This is a genomic window from Georgenia sp. M64 (assembly GCF_038049925.1).
GTDB lineage: Bacteria > Actinomycetota > Actinomycetes > Actinomycetales > Actinomycetaceae > Georgenia.
Genome location: NZ_CP145809.1, coordinates 2,026,913 through 2,040,398 on the forward strand (window position 1 = coordinate 2,026,913; position 13,486 = coordinate 2,040,398).

The following is a 13,486-nucleotide window of genomic DNA, read 5'->3' on the forward strand; positions in this document are numbered from 1 at the left end:
CATGGCCCGGAAGACCCCGACGACCCCCGCAGAGCCCGTCGACGAGAAGATCGTCGACATCGACGTCTCCGCGGAGATGCAGGGCTCGTTCCTCGAGTACGCCTACTCGGTCATCTACTCCCGGGCGCTGCCCGACGCGCGCGACGGGCTCAAGCCCGTCCAGCGCCGGATCCTGTTCATGATGGACCAGATGGGGCTGCGACCCGACCGGGGCCACGTGAAGTCCGCGCGCGTCGTCGGCGAGGTGATGGGCAAGCTCCACCCGCACGGCGACTCGGCCATCTACGACGCCATGGTGCGCATGGCCCAGCCGTTCGCGCTGCGGCTGCCCCTCGTGGACGGGCACGGCAACTTCGGCTCCCTCGACGACGGCCCCGCGGCCTCGCGCTACACCGAGGCCCGGCTCACCCCCGCCGCGCTGGCCATGACGGCGGACCTCGGCGAGGACGTCGTCGACTTCGTCCCCAACTACGACAACCAGCTCACCCAGCCGTCGGTGCTGCCCTCGGCCATCCCCAACCTCCTCGTCAACGGCGCCACCGGGATCGCGGTGGGCATGGCCACGAACATGCCCCCGCACAACCTCGTCGAGGTGGTCGCCGCGGCGCGCCACCTCGTGGACAACCCCGACGCCACGCTCGACGAGCTCGTCCGGCTCGTCCCCGGGCCGGACCTGCCCGAGGGCGGCAAGATCGTGGGTCTGGAGGGGGTGCGCGAGGCGTACGCCACCGGGCGGGGCAGCTTCCGCACCCGCGCCACCGCCCGCGTGGAGAACCTGAGCCCGCGCCGCAAGGGCATCGTCGTCACCGAGCTGCCGTACATGGTCGGCCCCGAGCGCGTCATCGAGAAGATCAAGGACGCCGTCCAGGCGCGCAAGCTCCAGGGCATCACCAACGTGCAGAACCTCACCGACCGCCACCACGGGCTGCGGCTGGTCATCGAGGTCAAGAACGCCTTCAACCCCGAGGCCGTGCTCGAGCAGCTCTACCGGCACACGCCGATGGAGGAGTCCTTCGGGATCAACAACGTCGCCCTGGTGGACGGCCAGCCGCGCACGCTCGGGCTGCGCGAGCTCCTCGAGGTCTTCGTCGGGCACCGGCTCACGGTGGTGCGCCGCCGGACCCGGTACCGCCTCGACCGGGCCACGGAGCGCGCGCACCTCGTCGAGGGCCTGCTCGTCGCCATCGCCGACATCGACGAGGTGATCGCGGTCATCCGCAGCTCCGACGACGCCGACGCCGCCCGCACCCGCCTCATGAGCGTGTTCGACCTGTCCGAGGCGCAGGCCGAGTTCATCCTCGCCCTGCGGCTGCGCCGCCTGACCAAGTTCTCCCGGCTCGAGCTCGAGGCGGAGCGGGACGAGCTGGCCCGCACGATCGAGCTCCTCCAGGAGATCCTCGGCTCCGAGGCGCGCCTGCGCGAGGTCGTCTCCGACGAGCTCGCCGACGTCGCCCGCCGGTTCGGCACCCCTCGGCGCACGGTGCTCCTCGAGCATGCCGGTGGTCCCGCCACCCAGGCGGCACCCGGGCGGGCGGGGACCAGGACGGCCGCCCTGCCGCTGGAGGTCGCCGACGAGCCCTGCTGGGTGCTCCTGTCCGGCACCGGCCTGCTGGCCCGGACGACCGAGCCGGACGCCCCCGTGCGCACCGGGGGCCGGTCCGCGCACGACGCCGTCACCCACGCCGTGCCGGCGACCGCGCGCGGGCACGTCGCCGTGGCGACCTCGACGGGTCGGCTGGTACGGCTGGAGGTCCTCGACGCCCCCACGATCCCCCCGACCGGATCGGCACCGGGGCTCTCCGGCGGCGCCCCCGTCCGGGAGCTCCTGGGACTGGAGCGCGACGAGGAGGTGGTCGGGCTCGTCCGTCTGGACGCCGGTGCGCCGCCGGTCGTCCTCGCCACCGCCCAGGGGGTCGTCAAGCGGGTCGTCCCGGATCACCCCGGCAACAAGGACGCCTGGGAGGTCGTCGCCCTGCGGGAGGGCGACCGGGTGGTGGGCGCCGGGCACGCCGCCGAGAGCGACAAGCTGGTCCTCATCACCTCCGACGCCCAGCTGCTGCGCTTCGACGCGGCGGCGGTGCGGCCCCAGGGCCGGGCCGGCCAGGGCATGGCCGGGATCAAGCTGGCCGCCGGTGCGGCGGTCGTCCACCTCGGTGTCGTCGGCGCCGACCACGTCTCCTCCAGCGTCGTCGTCACCGTGGCCGGCGCCTCCGGGGCGCTGCCGGGCACGGTGGCCGGCAGCGCCAAGGTCACCCCCCTGGACCGCTACCCGGCCAAGGGCAGGGCCACCGGCGGCGTCCGCGCCCACCGCTTCGTCCGTGGCGAGGACTGCCTCCAGCTGGCCTGGGTGGGACCCGAGCCCGCCCGCGCCGTGGGCTCCGGGGGCCAGGCGGTGCCCCTGCCCGACCTCGACGAGCGCCGCGACGGCTCCGGGCAGCCCCTGCCCGTCCCGGTCGCCGCGATCGGGTGAGGCGGGTGCGTCGGGTCACGGCGGCGTGCGGGTCCCGGTGGTCGCGTCAGATCTCGACGGTGTACATCGCCGAGGTGCGGGTCACCTCGTAGCCGAGCTTGGCGTACAGGCGCACCGCGCCGGTGAGGTTGTCGGTGTCGACGTCGAGGCCCGCGTACTGCATGCCGGAGTCCCGGTAGGCCCGCATGGCCTCGGTCATCAGTGCGGTGGCGACGTGGCGCCCGCGCCACTCGCGCAGGACGCCGATGATCTCGGTGTACCCCTCCGTCCAGCCCAGGGCGGGCCAGTCCTGCTCGTAGCGGCCGGACATGAGGTACCCGGCCACCTGGGCGCGGTCGCTCGAGCGGTCCAGGGCCACGAAGCTCCAGCCCGGGGCGAAGTGGGTGCGGCCCTGGCGCCAGGACTCGGGGGTGTGGGGCTGGGAGCCCCAGTGGTCGCCGAACGCCCGGTTGTGCGCGCGGCGTACGGCGTCGTCGAGCTCCGGGCTCCACGGCACCACGGTGAGGTGGCGGTCCAGGGGCACCTCCGGGATGGGCAGCGAGAGGTCCCGCCGCATCTCGGTGTACCACCGCCGCGGCTCGAACCCCCGGGCCGTGATGAGCCGGGTGAGGGCGTCCATGCCCTCGTCGACGTGGACGACGATCCGCGCCGGCGCCTCCTTGCCGGTCTCGACGAGCATCTGCCGGCCCCGGGCGACCTGCCAGTCCAGCACGGCCGAGCCGGCCCCCCGGTGGCGCCACAGCGGGTCGACCCCGCCGGAGCAGAACGCCCGCAGCAGCGACGTGTCGCCGTGGCGCACCCGGACGAAGCCGAAGGCGCGCAGCGACCCCGTCGCGTCCCAGCCGCCCATCGCGCTCCAGGCGTGCCCGGAGTCGAAGTACTCGACGATCTCCTCGGCCGAGGTGCGGTAGGGAGGGTCGTCCGCGTCCTCGATGCGCCCCACGAGATCGGTGAGGCCGCCGATGTCCACCGCACCGAGCGGGCGCCACTCCAGGCCGGCGACCGCCGCCGGCGGGGCGACGACCGCGGGGGCCCCGGCGCGGACCGCGAGGGGCACCGTGGAGCCGGCGGGCGCCGCCGTGGTGGCGGGCGCCGCCGTGCTGCCGGGCACCGTCACGCTGCCGGACGGCGCACGGCTGTCCGGACCGGGTCGGGGGGTGGGCACGGCCCCGACGATACGTGGTGGCGCCCGGGACCGTCACCTCGGTGTGCCGGGTGGGCCGCTCGGTCCGCGCGCCTCAGATCTCGATGGTGTAGAGGATCCGGGCTCCCTCGCGGCGGTACCCGAGCTCCTCGTAGAAGGCACCTGCCCCGGGCGGCTCGACCGTGTCGACGGTCAGGCCCGCCGTGGCGACGCCGTCCTCGGCGAGGGAGCGCAGCACCGCGGCGAGGAGGGCGCGGGCGACGCCGCGCCCGCGGTGGTCCGTCCGGACACCGAGCAGCTCGGTCCAGCCCTCGGCCGCGCCCGTGCGCGGGTGGGGACGCCGGCAGGTCATGGCGTAGCCCACGACGGCGCCGTCGGTGTCGACGGCGACCTTGGACCAGGCCGGCTCCCGGGCCTCGAGCAGGCGGGTCCACGACCCGGCGGTCAGGGGCTCGGCGCCCCAGTGGTCGGCGAACGCGGCGTTGTGGACCTCGCGGACGGCGTCGTCGAGGGCCGGGACGAGGTCGCCGATCCGCACGTCCTCCGGCGGTGACGCCGCGGGCACCGGGTCGGCCACGGCGCGGCGCATCTCGTGGAAGGTGCGCTTGGCGCTGAACCCGGCCGCGACGTAGAGCCGGCGCCGGTCGGCGTGGTGCTCGTCCACGTACGCGGCGAGCCGCGCCGGCCCCTCCCCGCCGCGGGCGGCGAGGAGCTGCCGCGCCCGCCCGTCCTGCCAGTCCAGCAGGGCGCGCCCGATGCCCCGGCCTCGCCACTGGGGGGCGAGCGACGCCACGAGCACCGCCTGGTGCACCCGCCCGGCGCCGGGCGGGACGTCCACGACCGCGACCGCCTCGAGCTCGCCCGCGCGGGAGAACCCGCCGAGGGCGTCGCCCGTGCCCCGGCCGAGGGCCTCGACGACCGAGCCCGGGCCGGTCCCGGAGACCGGGCGGTCGACCTCGGCGCAGCGCAGGGCCAGGTCGCGGACGGCGTCGAGGTCCGCCGCCGTGATCGTGCGCCAGCTCAGCCCGAGGTGGGCTGCCGGGAGCTCGGCCACCTCCGGCGCGCCCAGGCGGTCGGTGAGCGGTCGGTCAGGCATGGAGACGATCCTAGGGGCGCTCAGGCGTCGATCCGGTCGGGGTCGACGTGATCTGCGCCGGCCACGATGAAGTCCTTGCGGGGGGCGACGTCGTTGCCCATGAGGAGCTCGAAGACCCGCTCCGCCTCGTGGAGGGCTGCCTCGTCGGCCATGGAGATCCGGCGCAGGGTGCGCCGGGCCGGGTCCATGGTGGTCTCCGCGAGCTGGTGGGCGTCCATCTCGCCGAGACCCTTGTACCGCTGGATGGGCTCCTTGTAGCGCTTGCCGGTCCGCTCGAGCCGGCGCAGGAGCCCGGTGAGCTCGCTCTCGGCGTAGGTGTAGACGACGTCCCCCTTGCGCCCGCCCGAGCCGGCGATCTCCACCCGGTGCAGCGGGGGCACCGCCGCGAAGACCCGGCCGGCCTCGACGAGGGGACGCATGTACCGGAAGAAGAGGGTGAGGAGCAGGGTGCGGATGTGGGCGCCGTCGACGTCGGCGTCCGTCATGAGGACGATCTTGCCGTAGCGCGCCTGAGCCAGGTCGAAGGTGCGGCCGGACCCCGCGCCGATGACCTGGATGATCGAGGCGACCTCGGCGTTCTTGAGGATGTCCCCCGGCGAGGCCTTCTGGACGTTGAGGATCTTCCCCCGGATCGGCAGCAGGGCCTGGAAGTCGCTCGAGCGCGCGAGCTTGGCGGTGCCCAGAGCGGAGTCCCCCTCGACGATGAACAGCTCGGTGCGGTCGACCTCCTCGCTCCGGCAGTCGGCGAGCTTTGCCGGCAGCGTGGAGGTCTCCAGGGCGTTCTTGCGGCGGGAGATCTCCTTGTGCATGCGGGCCGAGACGCGCGCCCGCATCTCCCCGACGACCTTCTCCAGGAGGGCGGCGGCCTGGACCTTCTCCGCCCGCCGCGAGGAGGTGAGCAGCGCGGTGAGCTCGCGCTCGACGACCTTCGCCACGATGCCGCGCACGGGGGCGGTGCCGAGGACCTCCTTGGTCTGGCCCTCGAACTGGGGCTCGGGGAAGCGCACCGTCACGACGGCGGTCATGCCGGCCAGGACGTCGTCCTTCTCGATCTTGCCCTCCTTCGCGGTGACCTTGAGCCGCCGCGCGTTGGTCTCGATCTGCTTGCGCACGGTCTTGAGCAGACCCTGCTCGAACCCGGCCAGGTGCGAGCCACCCTTGGGCGTGGCGATGATGTTGACGAACGAGCGCACGGTCGTGTCGTAGCCGATCCCCCACCGCAGGGCGACCTCGACCTCGCAGCTGCGCACGACGTCGACGGGGTGCAGGTGGCCGCGCTCGTCGAGCTGCTGGACGGTCTCGGCGAACGTCTCGGTGCCCGTCAGGCGCCACGTGTCCGTCACGGAGGCGTCCGGGGCGAGGAAGTCGGCGAAGTCGACCGCGCCGCCGTCGTGGCGGAAGACCTCCTCGGTGGGGCCCGCCTCCCCCGGCGTGCCGGGCAGGCCCCGCAGGTCGCGCACCGTCAGCGTGAGACCCGGGACGAGGAAGGAGGTCTGGCGTGCCCGGTCGAGGAGGTCGTCGTAGGAGAACGTCGCCGAGGCGGGGAAGATCTGCCGGTCGGCCCAGTACCGCACGCGGGTGCCGGTGCGGGTGCGGGGCACCTTGCCGGTGACGGCGAGCTCGGAGGCGTCGGTGAAGGGGGTGAACGGCGCGTCGGGCCCGCGGCCGGCGCTGTCGTCGTACACGCCGGGCTCGCCCCGGTGGAAGGTCATCCGGTGGGTCTTGCCGCCGCGGTCGACCTCGACGTCCAGGCGGGCCGACAGGGCGTTGACCACCGAGGCGCCGACGCCGTGCAGGCCGCCGGAGGCGGCGTAGGACCCGCCGCCGAACTTGCCGCCGGCGTGGAGCTTGGTGAAGACCACCTCGACGCCGGACAGACCGAGGGACGCGACGTTGTCCACCGGGATGCCGCGGCCGTCGTCGCGGACCTCCACCGAGGAGTCCTCGTGCAGGATGACCTCGATGGTCCTGGCGTGCCCCTCGAGGGACTCGTCGACGGCGTTGTCGATGATCTCCCACAGGCAGTGCATGAGGCCGCGCGAGTCGGTGGAGCCGATGTACATGCCGGGGCGCTTGCGCACCGCCTCGAGCCCCTCCAGGACGGAGAGGTGGCGGGCGGTGTAGCTGGACGCGGCGGTCATCGTGGCGGTGGACACCTGTCGATACTAGGTTTCCTCACGGCGGGGCCCGTGCACGACCCACCGGTCGGGCACCGCGCCGTGCCGCGACGGGCTGCCCGCGGGGACGCTCACGGCCGCCGGTGGGAACCGGCGCGAGCCGTGCCTGGCGCCGGTCGGCCGCGACGGGACCTTCGGCCCTGGCGCCGGCGCTACGCCGGGAGCGTAAAGGTGGCCACCCGCAGCATAATTCCAGGGTCGGGATGGTTACATGCTGACATGAGCACCATGACGACAGAGCCCACGCTGACAGCCCAGGACCGTTGCGACGCCTGCGGTGCGCAGGCCTACGTCCGCGTCGAGCTCGACGCCGGCGAGCTGCTGTTCTGCGCCCACCACGCCCGCCGTCACTCCGAGGCCCTCTCGGGTGTGGCCAAGACCATCCACGACGAGACCGAGCGCCTGCACGCGGAGCCCGGCGCCCAGCGCTGACCCACGCCGCGACGGCCGCCACCCCCTCGGGTGGCGGCCGTCGCCGTCTCCGCAGTGGTCTGCCCCTCCCGCGGTTCCCCTTCGTACCATGAGCCCGGTGCGCGTCGGTTCGTGTCTGGCGCCGGCCGCCGTCGGCACGTGTGTGGCGCCGGCCGCGTGGTCGAGGGCCGAGCGCCGAGCCGACGGTCGAGGGCCGAGGGCGACGGCCGGCGAGGTCAGCGGACCTCGCCGGGCAGCGGCCGGCTCGGGCTGACGAACGACGTGCCGCCACGGGTGGTGAGCCGCCACGGCGCCGTCCGTGCGCGTCGGGTGCGGAGCATCTCCTGCATGGGCACGCCCAGGCTGCGGGCGGTGAAGGCGTCGATGAGGCTGGGGTCGGTCATGGCTGGCTCCTGTGCTCGCTGGTGGCGGCGCCGTCCGGCGCGGTGGGGGTGGCGGCGGGGATGCTCCGGGGGAAGGCCCTGAGCTGCAGCTCGACGGGGCTCGTGCCGGGCTCGGTGCCGTCGCGGCCCTCCACCCGGGCGTGCCAGGCCTCGATGACCGCCTGGAGGTCCGTCACGAGCTCGGCGAGCTCGTCGGCGGTGGCGACGAAGGTGGTGCCCATCTCCACCGCTGCCCGGGCCCACGGGGCGGGCACGAGGTCCTGACGTCGCATCTGCTGGTACCGGGCGGCGGACTCAAATCGAAGCTTCAGCCACTCGTCGCCGAAGATGGCCAGCGCCGCGCGGCCCGACGGCGTGGTGACGGCGTCGCGGGTGATGCGCGTCTCACGCTCGGTGGCCCGCCAGAAGCGCTCGCGTGCCGTACCCCGGCCGGGCACCTCCTCGATGAAGCCGTGGCGGGCGAGCTGGCGCAGGTGGTAGCTCGTCGCGCCGGAGGACTCCCCCAGGAGCTCCCCGAGCTGGCTCGCCGTGGCGGGGCCGCACATGAGGGCGTCCCACAGGCGGGTGCGGAGCGGGTGGGCGAGTGCCTTGAGTGCTGCGACGTCGAGGACGTGCTCCTCGTGACGGGTGCTGCTCATGACGCGAGGCTACGCGTCCAAAGACTCCTTTGCAAGTACTTCTTTGCAACGGGTTCTTTGCAACGGGTTCTTCGCACCGACGAGGCCCTGGACCGCACCGGGGTCGTCCCGGACCCTCCTCGCTGACGAGGAGGGGCCGCTCCGCGCCCGGGGGCGCGGCCGAGCGACGGCGGTCCGGACACAGCGACGCCGCCGCGAGGGCTCGCGGCGGCGTCGACGGTGCGTCGTGTGGTCAGTCCAGGTAGTCGCGCAGGACCTGGGACCGGCTCGGGTGGCGCAGCTTCGACATCGTCTTGGACTCGATCTGGCGGATCCGCTCACGCGTGACGCCGTAGACCTTGCCGATCTCGTCCAGCGTCTTCGGCTGACCGTCGGTCAGGCCGAAGCGCATGGAGACGACGCCGGCCTCCCGCTCGGAGAGGGTGTCGAGCACCGCGTGGAGCTGCTCCTGCAGGAGGGTGAAGCTCACCGCGTCGGCGGGAACGACCGCCTCGGAGTCCTCGATGAGGTCACCGAACTCGCTGTCGCCGTCCTCACCGAGCGGGGTGTGCAGCGAGATCGGCTCGCGGCCGTACTTCTGGACCTCCACGACCTTCTCGGGCGTCATGTCCAGCTCCTTGGCGAGCTCCTCCGGGGTGGGCTCGCGGCCCAGGTCCTGGAGCATCTGCCGCTGGACGCGGGCGAGCTTGTTGATGACCTCGACCATGTGGACCGGGATCCGGATGGTGCGGGCCTGGTCGGCCATGGCACGGGTGATGGCCTGGCGGATCCACCACGTGGCGTAGGTGGAGAACTTGTAGCCCTTGGTGTAGTCGAACTTCTCCACGGCGCGGATGAGGCCGAGGTTGCCCTCCTGGATGAGGTCCAGGAACAGCATGCCGCGACCGGTGTACCGCTTGGCGAGGGACACCACCAGGCGGAGGTTGGCCTCGAGGAGGTGGTTCTTGGCGAGGTGCCCGTCGTTGGCGATCCACTGCAGCTCGCGTCGCAGCTTCGGCGCGAGGGTCTCCCCCTCGCTGGCGAGCTTCTCCTCGGCGAACAGGCCGGCCTCGATGCGCTTGGCGAGCTCGACCTCCTGCTCGGCGTTGAGGAGAGCGACCTTGCCGATCTGCTTGAGATAGTCCTTGACCGGGTCCGCGGTCGCACCGGCGGTGACGACCTGCTGGACGGGGGCGTCGTCGTCGTCGTTGTCGGAGACGACGAAGCCGGACTCGTCGGGCTCGTCGTCGTCGGTCGCCGCGGCGGGCTCCGCCGGGGCGTCGGGCACGGCCTTGAGGGCGGCCTTCTTCGCGGTGGGCCGGCCGGCAGCCGGCTTCGTGCCGGGAGCAGCCTTGGTGCGGGCGGTGGCCGCCTTGGTGCCGGCGGCCTTGCGCACCGGGGTCTTCCTGGCGGGGGCATCCTCCGCGGGGGCCTGGGTGGGCACCTCGGCCTGCTCGACCGAACCCTCGGCAGGGGCGTCCGCAGCGGGCTTGGCGGCCCGGTGGGAGCGGGTGGTCTTGGAGGCAGACGTGGACGACACAGACACAGAGAACCTTTCGGCGGGGATCGCGGGGCCGACGATCGAGCGTGCCAGCCCTACAATTATAGCCTCAGCCGGGGTCGGCGGGCTCGTTGTGGGCGGGGCGCGGCTCTACCGTGGGGCAGCGCCGCTGCGGCACTGAAGTCTCAACGCGGGCGCGCCCGGGCGCATTCCGCCGCCGGGTCAGCGCCGCTCCGCAGTCCTGGCCGACGCGTCCAGCGCTCCGCGGCGTCGGCCGCCGCGACGTCCGCAGCGCCCCACCGGAACGCGAACGGGCGAGCCGCTCAGGCGCCCTCGCCGGTGACGAGGGCGGCGTAGGCCTCCGCGTCGAGGAGGTCCTCCGGGACCGCGCCGACGCGCAAGGTGTAGAGCCAGCCGTCGCCGAAGGGGTCGGTGTTGACCGTCTCGGGGGCGTCGACGGCGGCCTCGTTGTGGCTGACGACCTCGCCGTCGGCGGGGGCGACCAGGTCGGAGACCGACTTGGTCGACTCGATCTCCCCGCAGCTCTCCCCCGCCGTGACCACGGTGCCGACCTCGGGCAGGTCCAGGTAGACGACGTCGCCGAGCGCCTGGGCGGCGTAGCTCGTGATGCCCACGCGGGCGACGTCGCCGTCGACGGTGATCCACTCGTGGTCGGGGGTGTACAGACGGTCGCCGGGGTAGTCCATGGCGTGCTCCTTCGGGGGGACGAGGCAGGCCGGCGCGCGGGCGCCGGGGTCGGGGAGGCTCGCTAGGCCGCGGCGCCGGCGGGCTTGACCGCGAGGACCGGGCACGGGGAGTCGAGCAGGATCCGCTGGGCGTTGGAGCCCAGGATGAGCTTGCCCACCGGCGAGCGACGTCGCAGGCCGATGACGATGAGGTCGGCACCCACCTCCTCGGCGACGGCGAGGATGTCCTCGGCGACGTCGCTGCCGCGGCGCAGCTGGCGCACCTCGTAGGCGAGGTCGGCCTCGTCGAGACGGTCGCGCACGGCATCGGCCTCCGCCTCGAGGGCGGCGTGGTCCCCGGCGTCGGTGCGACGCGAGAGCACGACGACGAGCCTGGTGTCGCGGCGCCGGGCCTCCGCCACGGCCGACGTCAGGGCGGCCTCGCCCTCCTTGGTCGACAGGAAGCCCACCACGATGGTCATCCAGCACCCCGTTCCCGTCCGCTCCGGCTCGTCGTGCCCGCGACGTTACCCGATAGCCGGGCGCGACGGCTCGCCCCGCCGGGCGCGGCGGCTCACCCGGGCGCCGGCCGGCACCTAGGTCGGCTGGACGCGATCCGTGCGGGAAGCGGCCTGTGGGTGCTCCTGCGGGTACCACGGTGGCGGTACCGCGGCGTCGAGCGCCTCGCGCACCAGCACCGCCAGGCGGTGCCCGGGCTGCTCCTCCAGCGCCTGCCCGGCCAGGACGTCGGCGCGCGCGCCCGCGGCGTCCCACCAGCACAGGTACGACAGCAGTCCCAGGGCCGGGGCCGCGGCGCCGTCCGGGGCGTGGGCCGCGACGGCGCACGCCAGGCGGTCGGCGGCGACCATCGCGTCCCGCTCCGGCGGTGGCGACACCGTGAGCACGAGGTCCACGGCGTCGACCGGGAGCAGGTCGCGGGCGAGCACGTCGCCGCCGGCCAGCGCGGCGGCGAGGACGGCGTCGCGCACACGGGTGTCCTCCAGCGCCACGAGGAGGCGGCCCAGCGTGGCGGGGGCGGGTACCTCGCCGAGGGAGGCGTCCCACAGGTCGCAGTGCTCCTCGCGGAGACGCCACTGCTGGGCCGACCCGTCGTGCTGTGGTCGGAACGCCGCGCCGACCGCTCGGGCCGCGGCCACCCGGCGCCGCTCCTCCTCAGCCGCCCGGGCGGCGGCCGCGCGCGCGGCGGTGTCCCCCGTCCGGACGACCGCGAGGTCCTCACGGCACCGGACCGCCGCTCGGCCGTCGGCCACGAACGCGGCGCTGGCCACCGAGGTCTCGAGGTCGCGCAGCGGACGCCCGGCAGCCGCGCAGCACCGGCACGGGTCGAGGTGGCCGAAGGCGTCGTGGCCCACGAACCAGGGCCGGGCGAGCGACGCGGCCCAGGGCAGCGCGTCGACCAGCGCGCGTCTGGCGTTGCGGACCCGCGCGTCACGGGCCACCCCGCGCCGGCCGGCGGCGAGGTAGACCACGGCGAGGACGTCGTACGCGCCGTCGGTCAGGAGGTGTCCACCCAGGGTCGCGGCGAGGGCCGGGCCGGCTCCGGGGTGGCCGAGGTCGGCCAGGTCGGTCCGCACGACGAGGCCGACGACGTCGCGCCCGCTCCGGCCGCGGCACAGCCCGGCGAGGACGACGGAGTCGGCGGGGTGGAACCCGAGGCGGTAGGGCAGGTGCGCGACGAGGTCACCGGGGTCGTCGACGGTCACGGTGGTGGTCATGACGGCATCGCACCGTCACGGAGGGCCCGCGTGCGGAGGTCCTGTGGACCGGCGCCGCCCCGGCGGCCTGTGGACGGGCCGGCGGCGAGCCCGAGCGCGGCGGCACGTCGGCGGACCGGGCGGCCGGACCGTAGGGTCGGTCCATGCGCACCTCGACGCTGACGGACGTCCGCGACCACGTCTCGGCCCGAGCGCTCGCCGCGCTGGGCGAGCACACCGCCCGCTTCGCCGAGGTGGGGGCACCCGTCGAGGAGTTCCTCCACCCGGCGCGCGAGCTGCTCTCGGGTGGCAAGCGGCTGCGTGCCCAGCTCTGCGCGGCGGGCTGGCTGGCAGCGGGCCACGACCGGACGAGCGAGGCGGTCGTGCTCGCCGGGTCGGCGCTGGAGCTCTTCCAGGCCACGGCGCTGGTGCACGACGACGTCATGGACGGCTCGGCGACCCGGCGGGGTCTCCCGGCGGCGCACCGCCGCTTCGCCGGGGACCACACCGCCAACGCCTGGCTCGGGGACGCCGACTCCTACGGCACGGCCGCCGCCATCGTCCTGGGCGACCTCCTCCTGGCGCTCTCGGCGATGGAGCTCGAGCGCGCGCGCGACCTGGTGCCGCCCGCGGCCGGGCGGCGGGCGCGGGAGATCTACGACGTCATGACCGCCGAGGTGGCGCTGGGTCAGTACCTCGACATCCGCTCCCAGGACCTGCCCTGGCGCGACGACGGCGAGGAGCTCACCCGCGCCCTGCAGGTCGTGCGGCACAAGTCGGCCCGGTACTCCGTGGAGCACCCGCTCGTGCTCGGCGCGGCCCTCGGTGGCGGGGACGACGACCTGCTCGCGGCGCTCTCGGCGGTCGGGCTGCCGCTGGGCGAGGCGTTCCAGCTCCGCGACGACGAGCTCGGCGTGTTCGGCGACCCCGCGGTCACGGGCAAACCCGCCGGGGACGACCTGCGCGAGGGCAAGCGCACCGCGCTCGTCGCGCTCACCGCGGCCCGGGTCGACGCCACCGACCGGGCGGACCTCAGGGGCCGGCTGGGCCGGGCGGACCTCGGCCCGGCCGAGGTGCGGCGTGTGCAGGACCTCATCGTCGCCAGCGGCGCCCTCGCCGAGCACGGTCGACTGGTCGAGGAGCGGTACGGCGCGGCCCTGCGGGCGCTCGCCGAGGCGCACCTGCCCGAGCACGCCCGCGCCGCGATCGCCGGGCTGGCCGAGGCGCTGACGCGGCGGGACGCCTGAGGCGTCCAGGCGCTCACG

The 13,486-nt window shown here is 74.6% G+C and carries 12 protein-coding genes; 3 read left to right on the top strand and 9 right to left on the bottom strand.

Annotation, left to right across the window (positions count from 1 at the left end):
* The first annotated feature begins 1 nt into the window (after window position 1).
* Window positions 2-2,470: a DNA topoisomerase IV subunit A gene (locus AAEM63_RS09200; protein ID WP_341361226.1), complete on the top strand. Its 2,469-nt coding sequence runs from the start codon at window positions 2-4 to the stop codon at window positions 2,468-2,470.
* Window positions 2,471-2,516: 46 nt separating this feature from the next.
* On the opposite strand, the gene AAEM63_RS09205 is transcribed toward AAEM63_RS09200, so the two are convergent.
* From AAEM63_RS09205 to AAEM63_RS09215, 3 genes are all read right to left on the bottom strand, one after another.
* Window positions 2,517-3,635, bottom strand: coding sequence for an N-acetyltransferase (locus AAEM63_RS09205; RefSeq protein WP_341361227.1), 1,119 nt, complete (start codon window positions 3,633-3,635; stop codon window positions 2,517-2,519).
* Window positions 3,636-3,708: 73 nt separating this feature from the next.
* Complete coding sequence (locus AAEM63_RS09210; protein ID WP_341361228.1) at window positions 3,709-4,710, bottom strand: GNAT family N-acetyltransferase; 1,002 nt, start codon at window positions 4,708-4,710, stop codon at window positions 3,709-3,711.
* Window positions 4,711-4,730: 20 nt separating this feature from the next.
* Window positions 4,731-6,851 (bottom strand): DNA topoisomerase IV subunit B, encoded by a 2,121-nt coding sequence (locus AAEM63_RS09215; protein ID WP_341361347.1) that lies wholly within the window; start codon window positions 6,849-6,851, stop codon window positions 4,731-4,733.
* Window positions 6,852-7,106: 255 nt separating this feature from the next.
* Here AAEM63_RS09215 and AAEM63_RS09220 point away from each other — a divergent pair, with 255 nt between their 5' ends.
* On the top strand, window positions 7,107-7,319 hold the full coding sequence (locus AAEM63_RS09220) for a hypothetical protein (protein WP_341361229.1): 213 nt from the start codon (window positions 7,107-7,109) through the stop codon (window positions 7,317-7,319).
* 215 nt (window positions 7,320-7,534) lie between these two features.
* On the opposite strand, the gene AAEM63_RS09225 is transcribed toward AAEM63_RS09220, so the two are convergent.
* The 6 genes from AAEM63_RS09225 to AAEM63_RS09250 all read right to left on the bottom strand — a co-directional run bounded on the left by AAEM63_RS09225 (window position 7,535) and on the right by AAEM63_RS09250 (window position 12,242).
* Window positions 7,535-7,702 carry a hypothetical protein gene (locus AAEM63_RS09225; RefSeq protein WP_341361230.1) on the bottom strand — a complete coding sequence of 56 codons (168 nt, stop codon included), beginning with the start codon at window positions 7,700-7,702 and terminating at the stop codon, window positions 7,535-7,537.
* On the bottom strand, window positions 7,699-8,340 hold the full coding sequence (locus AAEM63_RS09230; protein WP_341361231.1) for a winged helix-turn-helix domain-containing protein: 642 nt from the start codon (window positions 8,338-8,340) through the stop codon (window positions 7,699-7,701). The genes AAEM63_RS09225 and AAEM63_RS09230 overlap by 4 nt, the downstream gene beginning before the upstream one ends.
* Window positions 8,341-8,572: 232 nt before the next feature.
* Window positions 8,573-9,859, bottom strand: coding sequence for an RNA polymerase sigma factor (locus AAEM63_RS09235; RefSeq protein WP_341361232.1), 1,287 nt, complete (start codon window positions 9,857-9,859; stop codon window positions 8,573-8,575).
* A 284-nt stretch (window positions 9,860-10,143) separates the two neighbouring features.
* Window positions 10,144-10,527, bottom strand: a complete 384-nt coding sequence (gcvH, locus tag AAEM63_RS09240) for a glycine cleavage system protein GcvH (RefSeq protein WP_341361233.1) — start codon at window positions 10,525-10,527, stop codon at window positions 10,144-10,146.
* Between the two features lie 62 nt (window positions 10,528-10,589).
* Window positions 10,590-10,988, bottom strand: coding sequence for a universal stress protein (locus AAEM63_RS09245; protein WP_341361234.1), 399 nt, complete (start codon window positions 10,986-10,988; stop codon window positions 10,590-10,592).
* A 114-nt stretch (window positions 10,989-11,102) separates the two neighbouring features.
* Window positions 11,103-12,242 (bottom strand): DUF4192 domain-containing protein, encoded by a 1,140-nt coding sequence (locus tag AAEM63_RS09250; protein ID WP_341361235.1) that lies wholly within the window; start codon window positions 12,240-12,242, stop codon window positions 11,103-11,105.
* 143 nt (window positions 12,243-12,385) lie between these two features.
* Here AAEM63_RS09250 and AAEM63_RS09255 point away from each other — a divergent pair, with 143 nt between their 5' ends.
* Window positions 12,386-13,468 carry a polyprenyl synthetase family protein gene (locus AAEM63_RS09255; protein WP_341361236.1) on the top strand — a complete coding sequence of 361 codons (1,083 nt, stop codon included), beginning with the start codon at window positions 12,386-12,388 and terminating at the stop codon, window positions 13,466-13,468.
* The last annotated feature ends 18 nt before the right edge of the window (window positions 13,469-13,486 follow it).

What these genes read in the sequence shown, in the direction of transcription:
- AAEM63_RS09225 (WP_341361230.1), bottom strand. Translation starts at nt 7,702, where the DNA reads ATGACCGACCCCAGCCTCATCGACGCCTTCACCGCCCGCAGCCTGGGC.
- AAEM63_RS09210 (WP_341361228.1), bottom strand. Translation starts at nt 4,710, where the DNA reads ATGCCTGACCGACCGCTCACCGACCGCCTGGGCGCGCCGGAGGTGGCC.
- gcvH (WP_341361233.1), bottom strand. Translation starts at nt 10,527, where the DNA reads ATGGACTACCCCGGCGACCGTCTGTACACCCCCGACCACGAGTGGATC.
- AAEM63_RS09200 (WP_341361226.1), top strand. Translation starts at nt 2, where the DNA reads ATGGCCCGGAAGACCCCGACGACCCCCGCAGAGCCCGTCGACGAGAAG.
- AAEM63_RS09250 (WP_341361235.1), bottom strand. Translation starts at nt 12,242, where the DNA reads ATGACCACCACCGTGACCGTCGACGACCCCGGTGACCTCGTCGCGCAC.
- AAEM63_RS09220 (WP_341361229.1), top strand. Translation starts at nt 7,107, where the DNA reads ATGAGCACCATGACGACAGAGCCCACGCTGACAGCCCAGGACCGTTGC.
- AAEM63_RS09215 (WP_341361347.1), bottom strand. Translation starts at nt 6,851, where the DNA reads ATGACCGCCGCGTCCAGCTACACCGCCCGCCACCTCTCCGTCCTGGAG.
- AAEM63_RS09230 (WP_341361231.1), bottom strand. Translation starts at nt 8,340, where the DNA reads ATGAGCAGCACCCGTCACGAGGAGCACGTCCTCGACGTCGCAGCACTC.
- AAEM63_RS09255 (WP_341361236.1), top strand. Translation starts at nt 12,386, where the DNA reads ATGCGCACCTCGACGCTGACGGACGTCCGCGACCACGTCTCGGCCCGA.
- AAEM63_RS09245 (WP_341361234.1), bottom strand. Translation starts at nt 10,988, where the DNA reads ATGACCATCGTGGTGGGCTTCCTGTCGACCAAGGAGGGCGAGGCCGCC.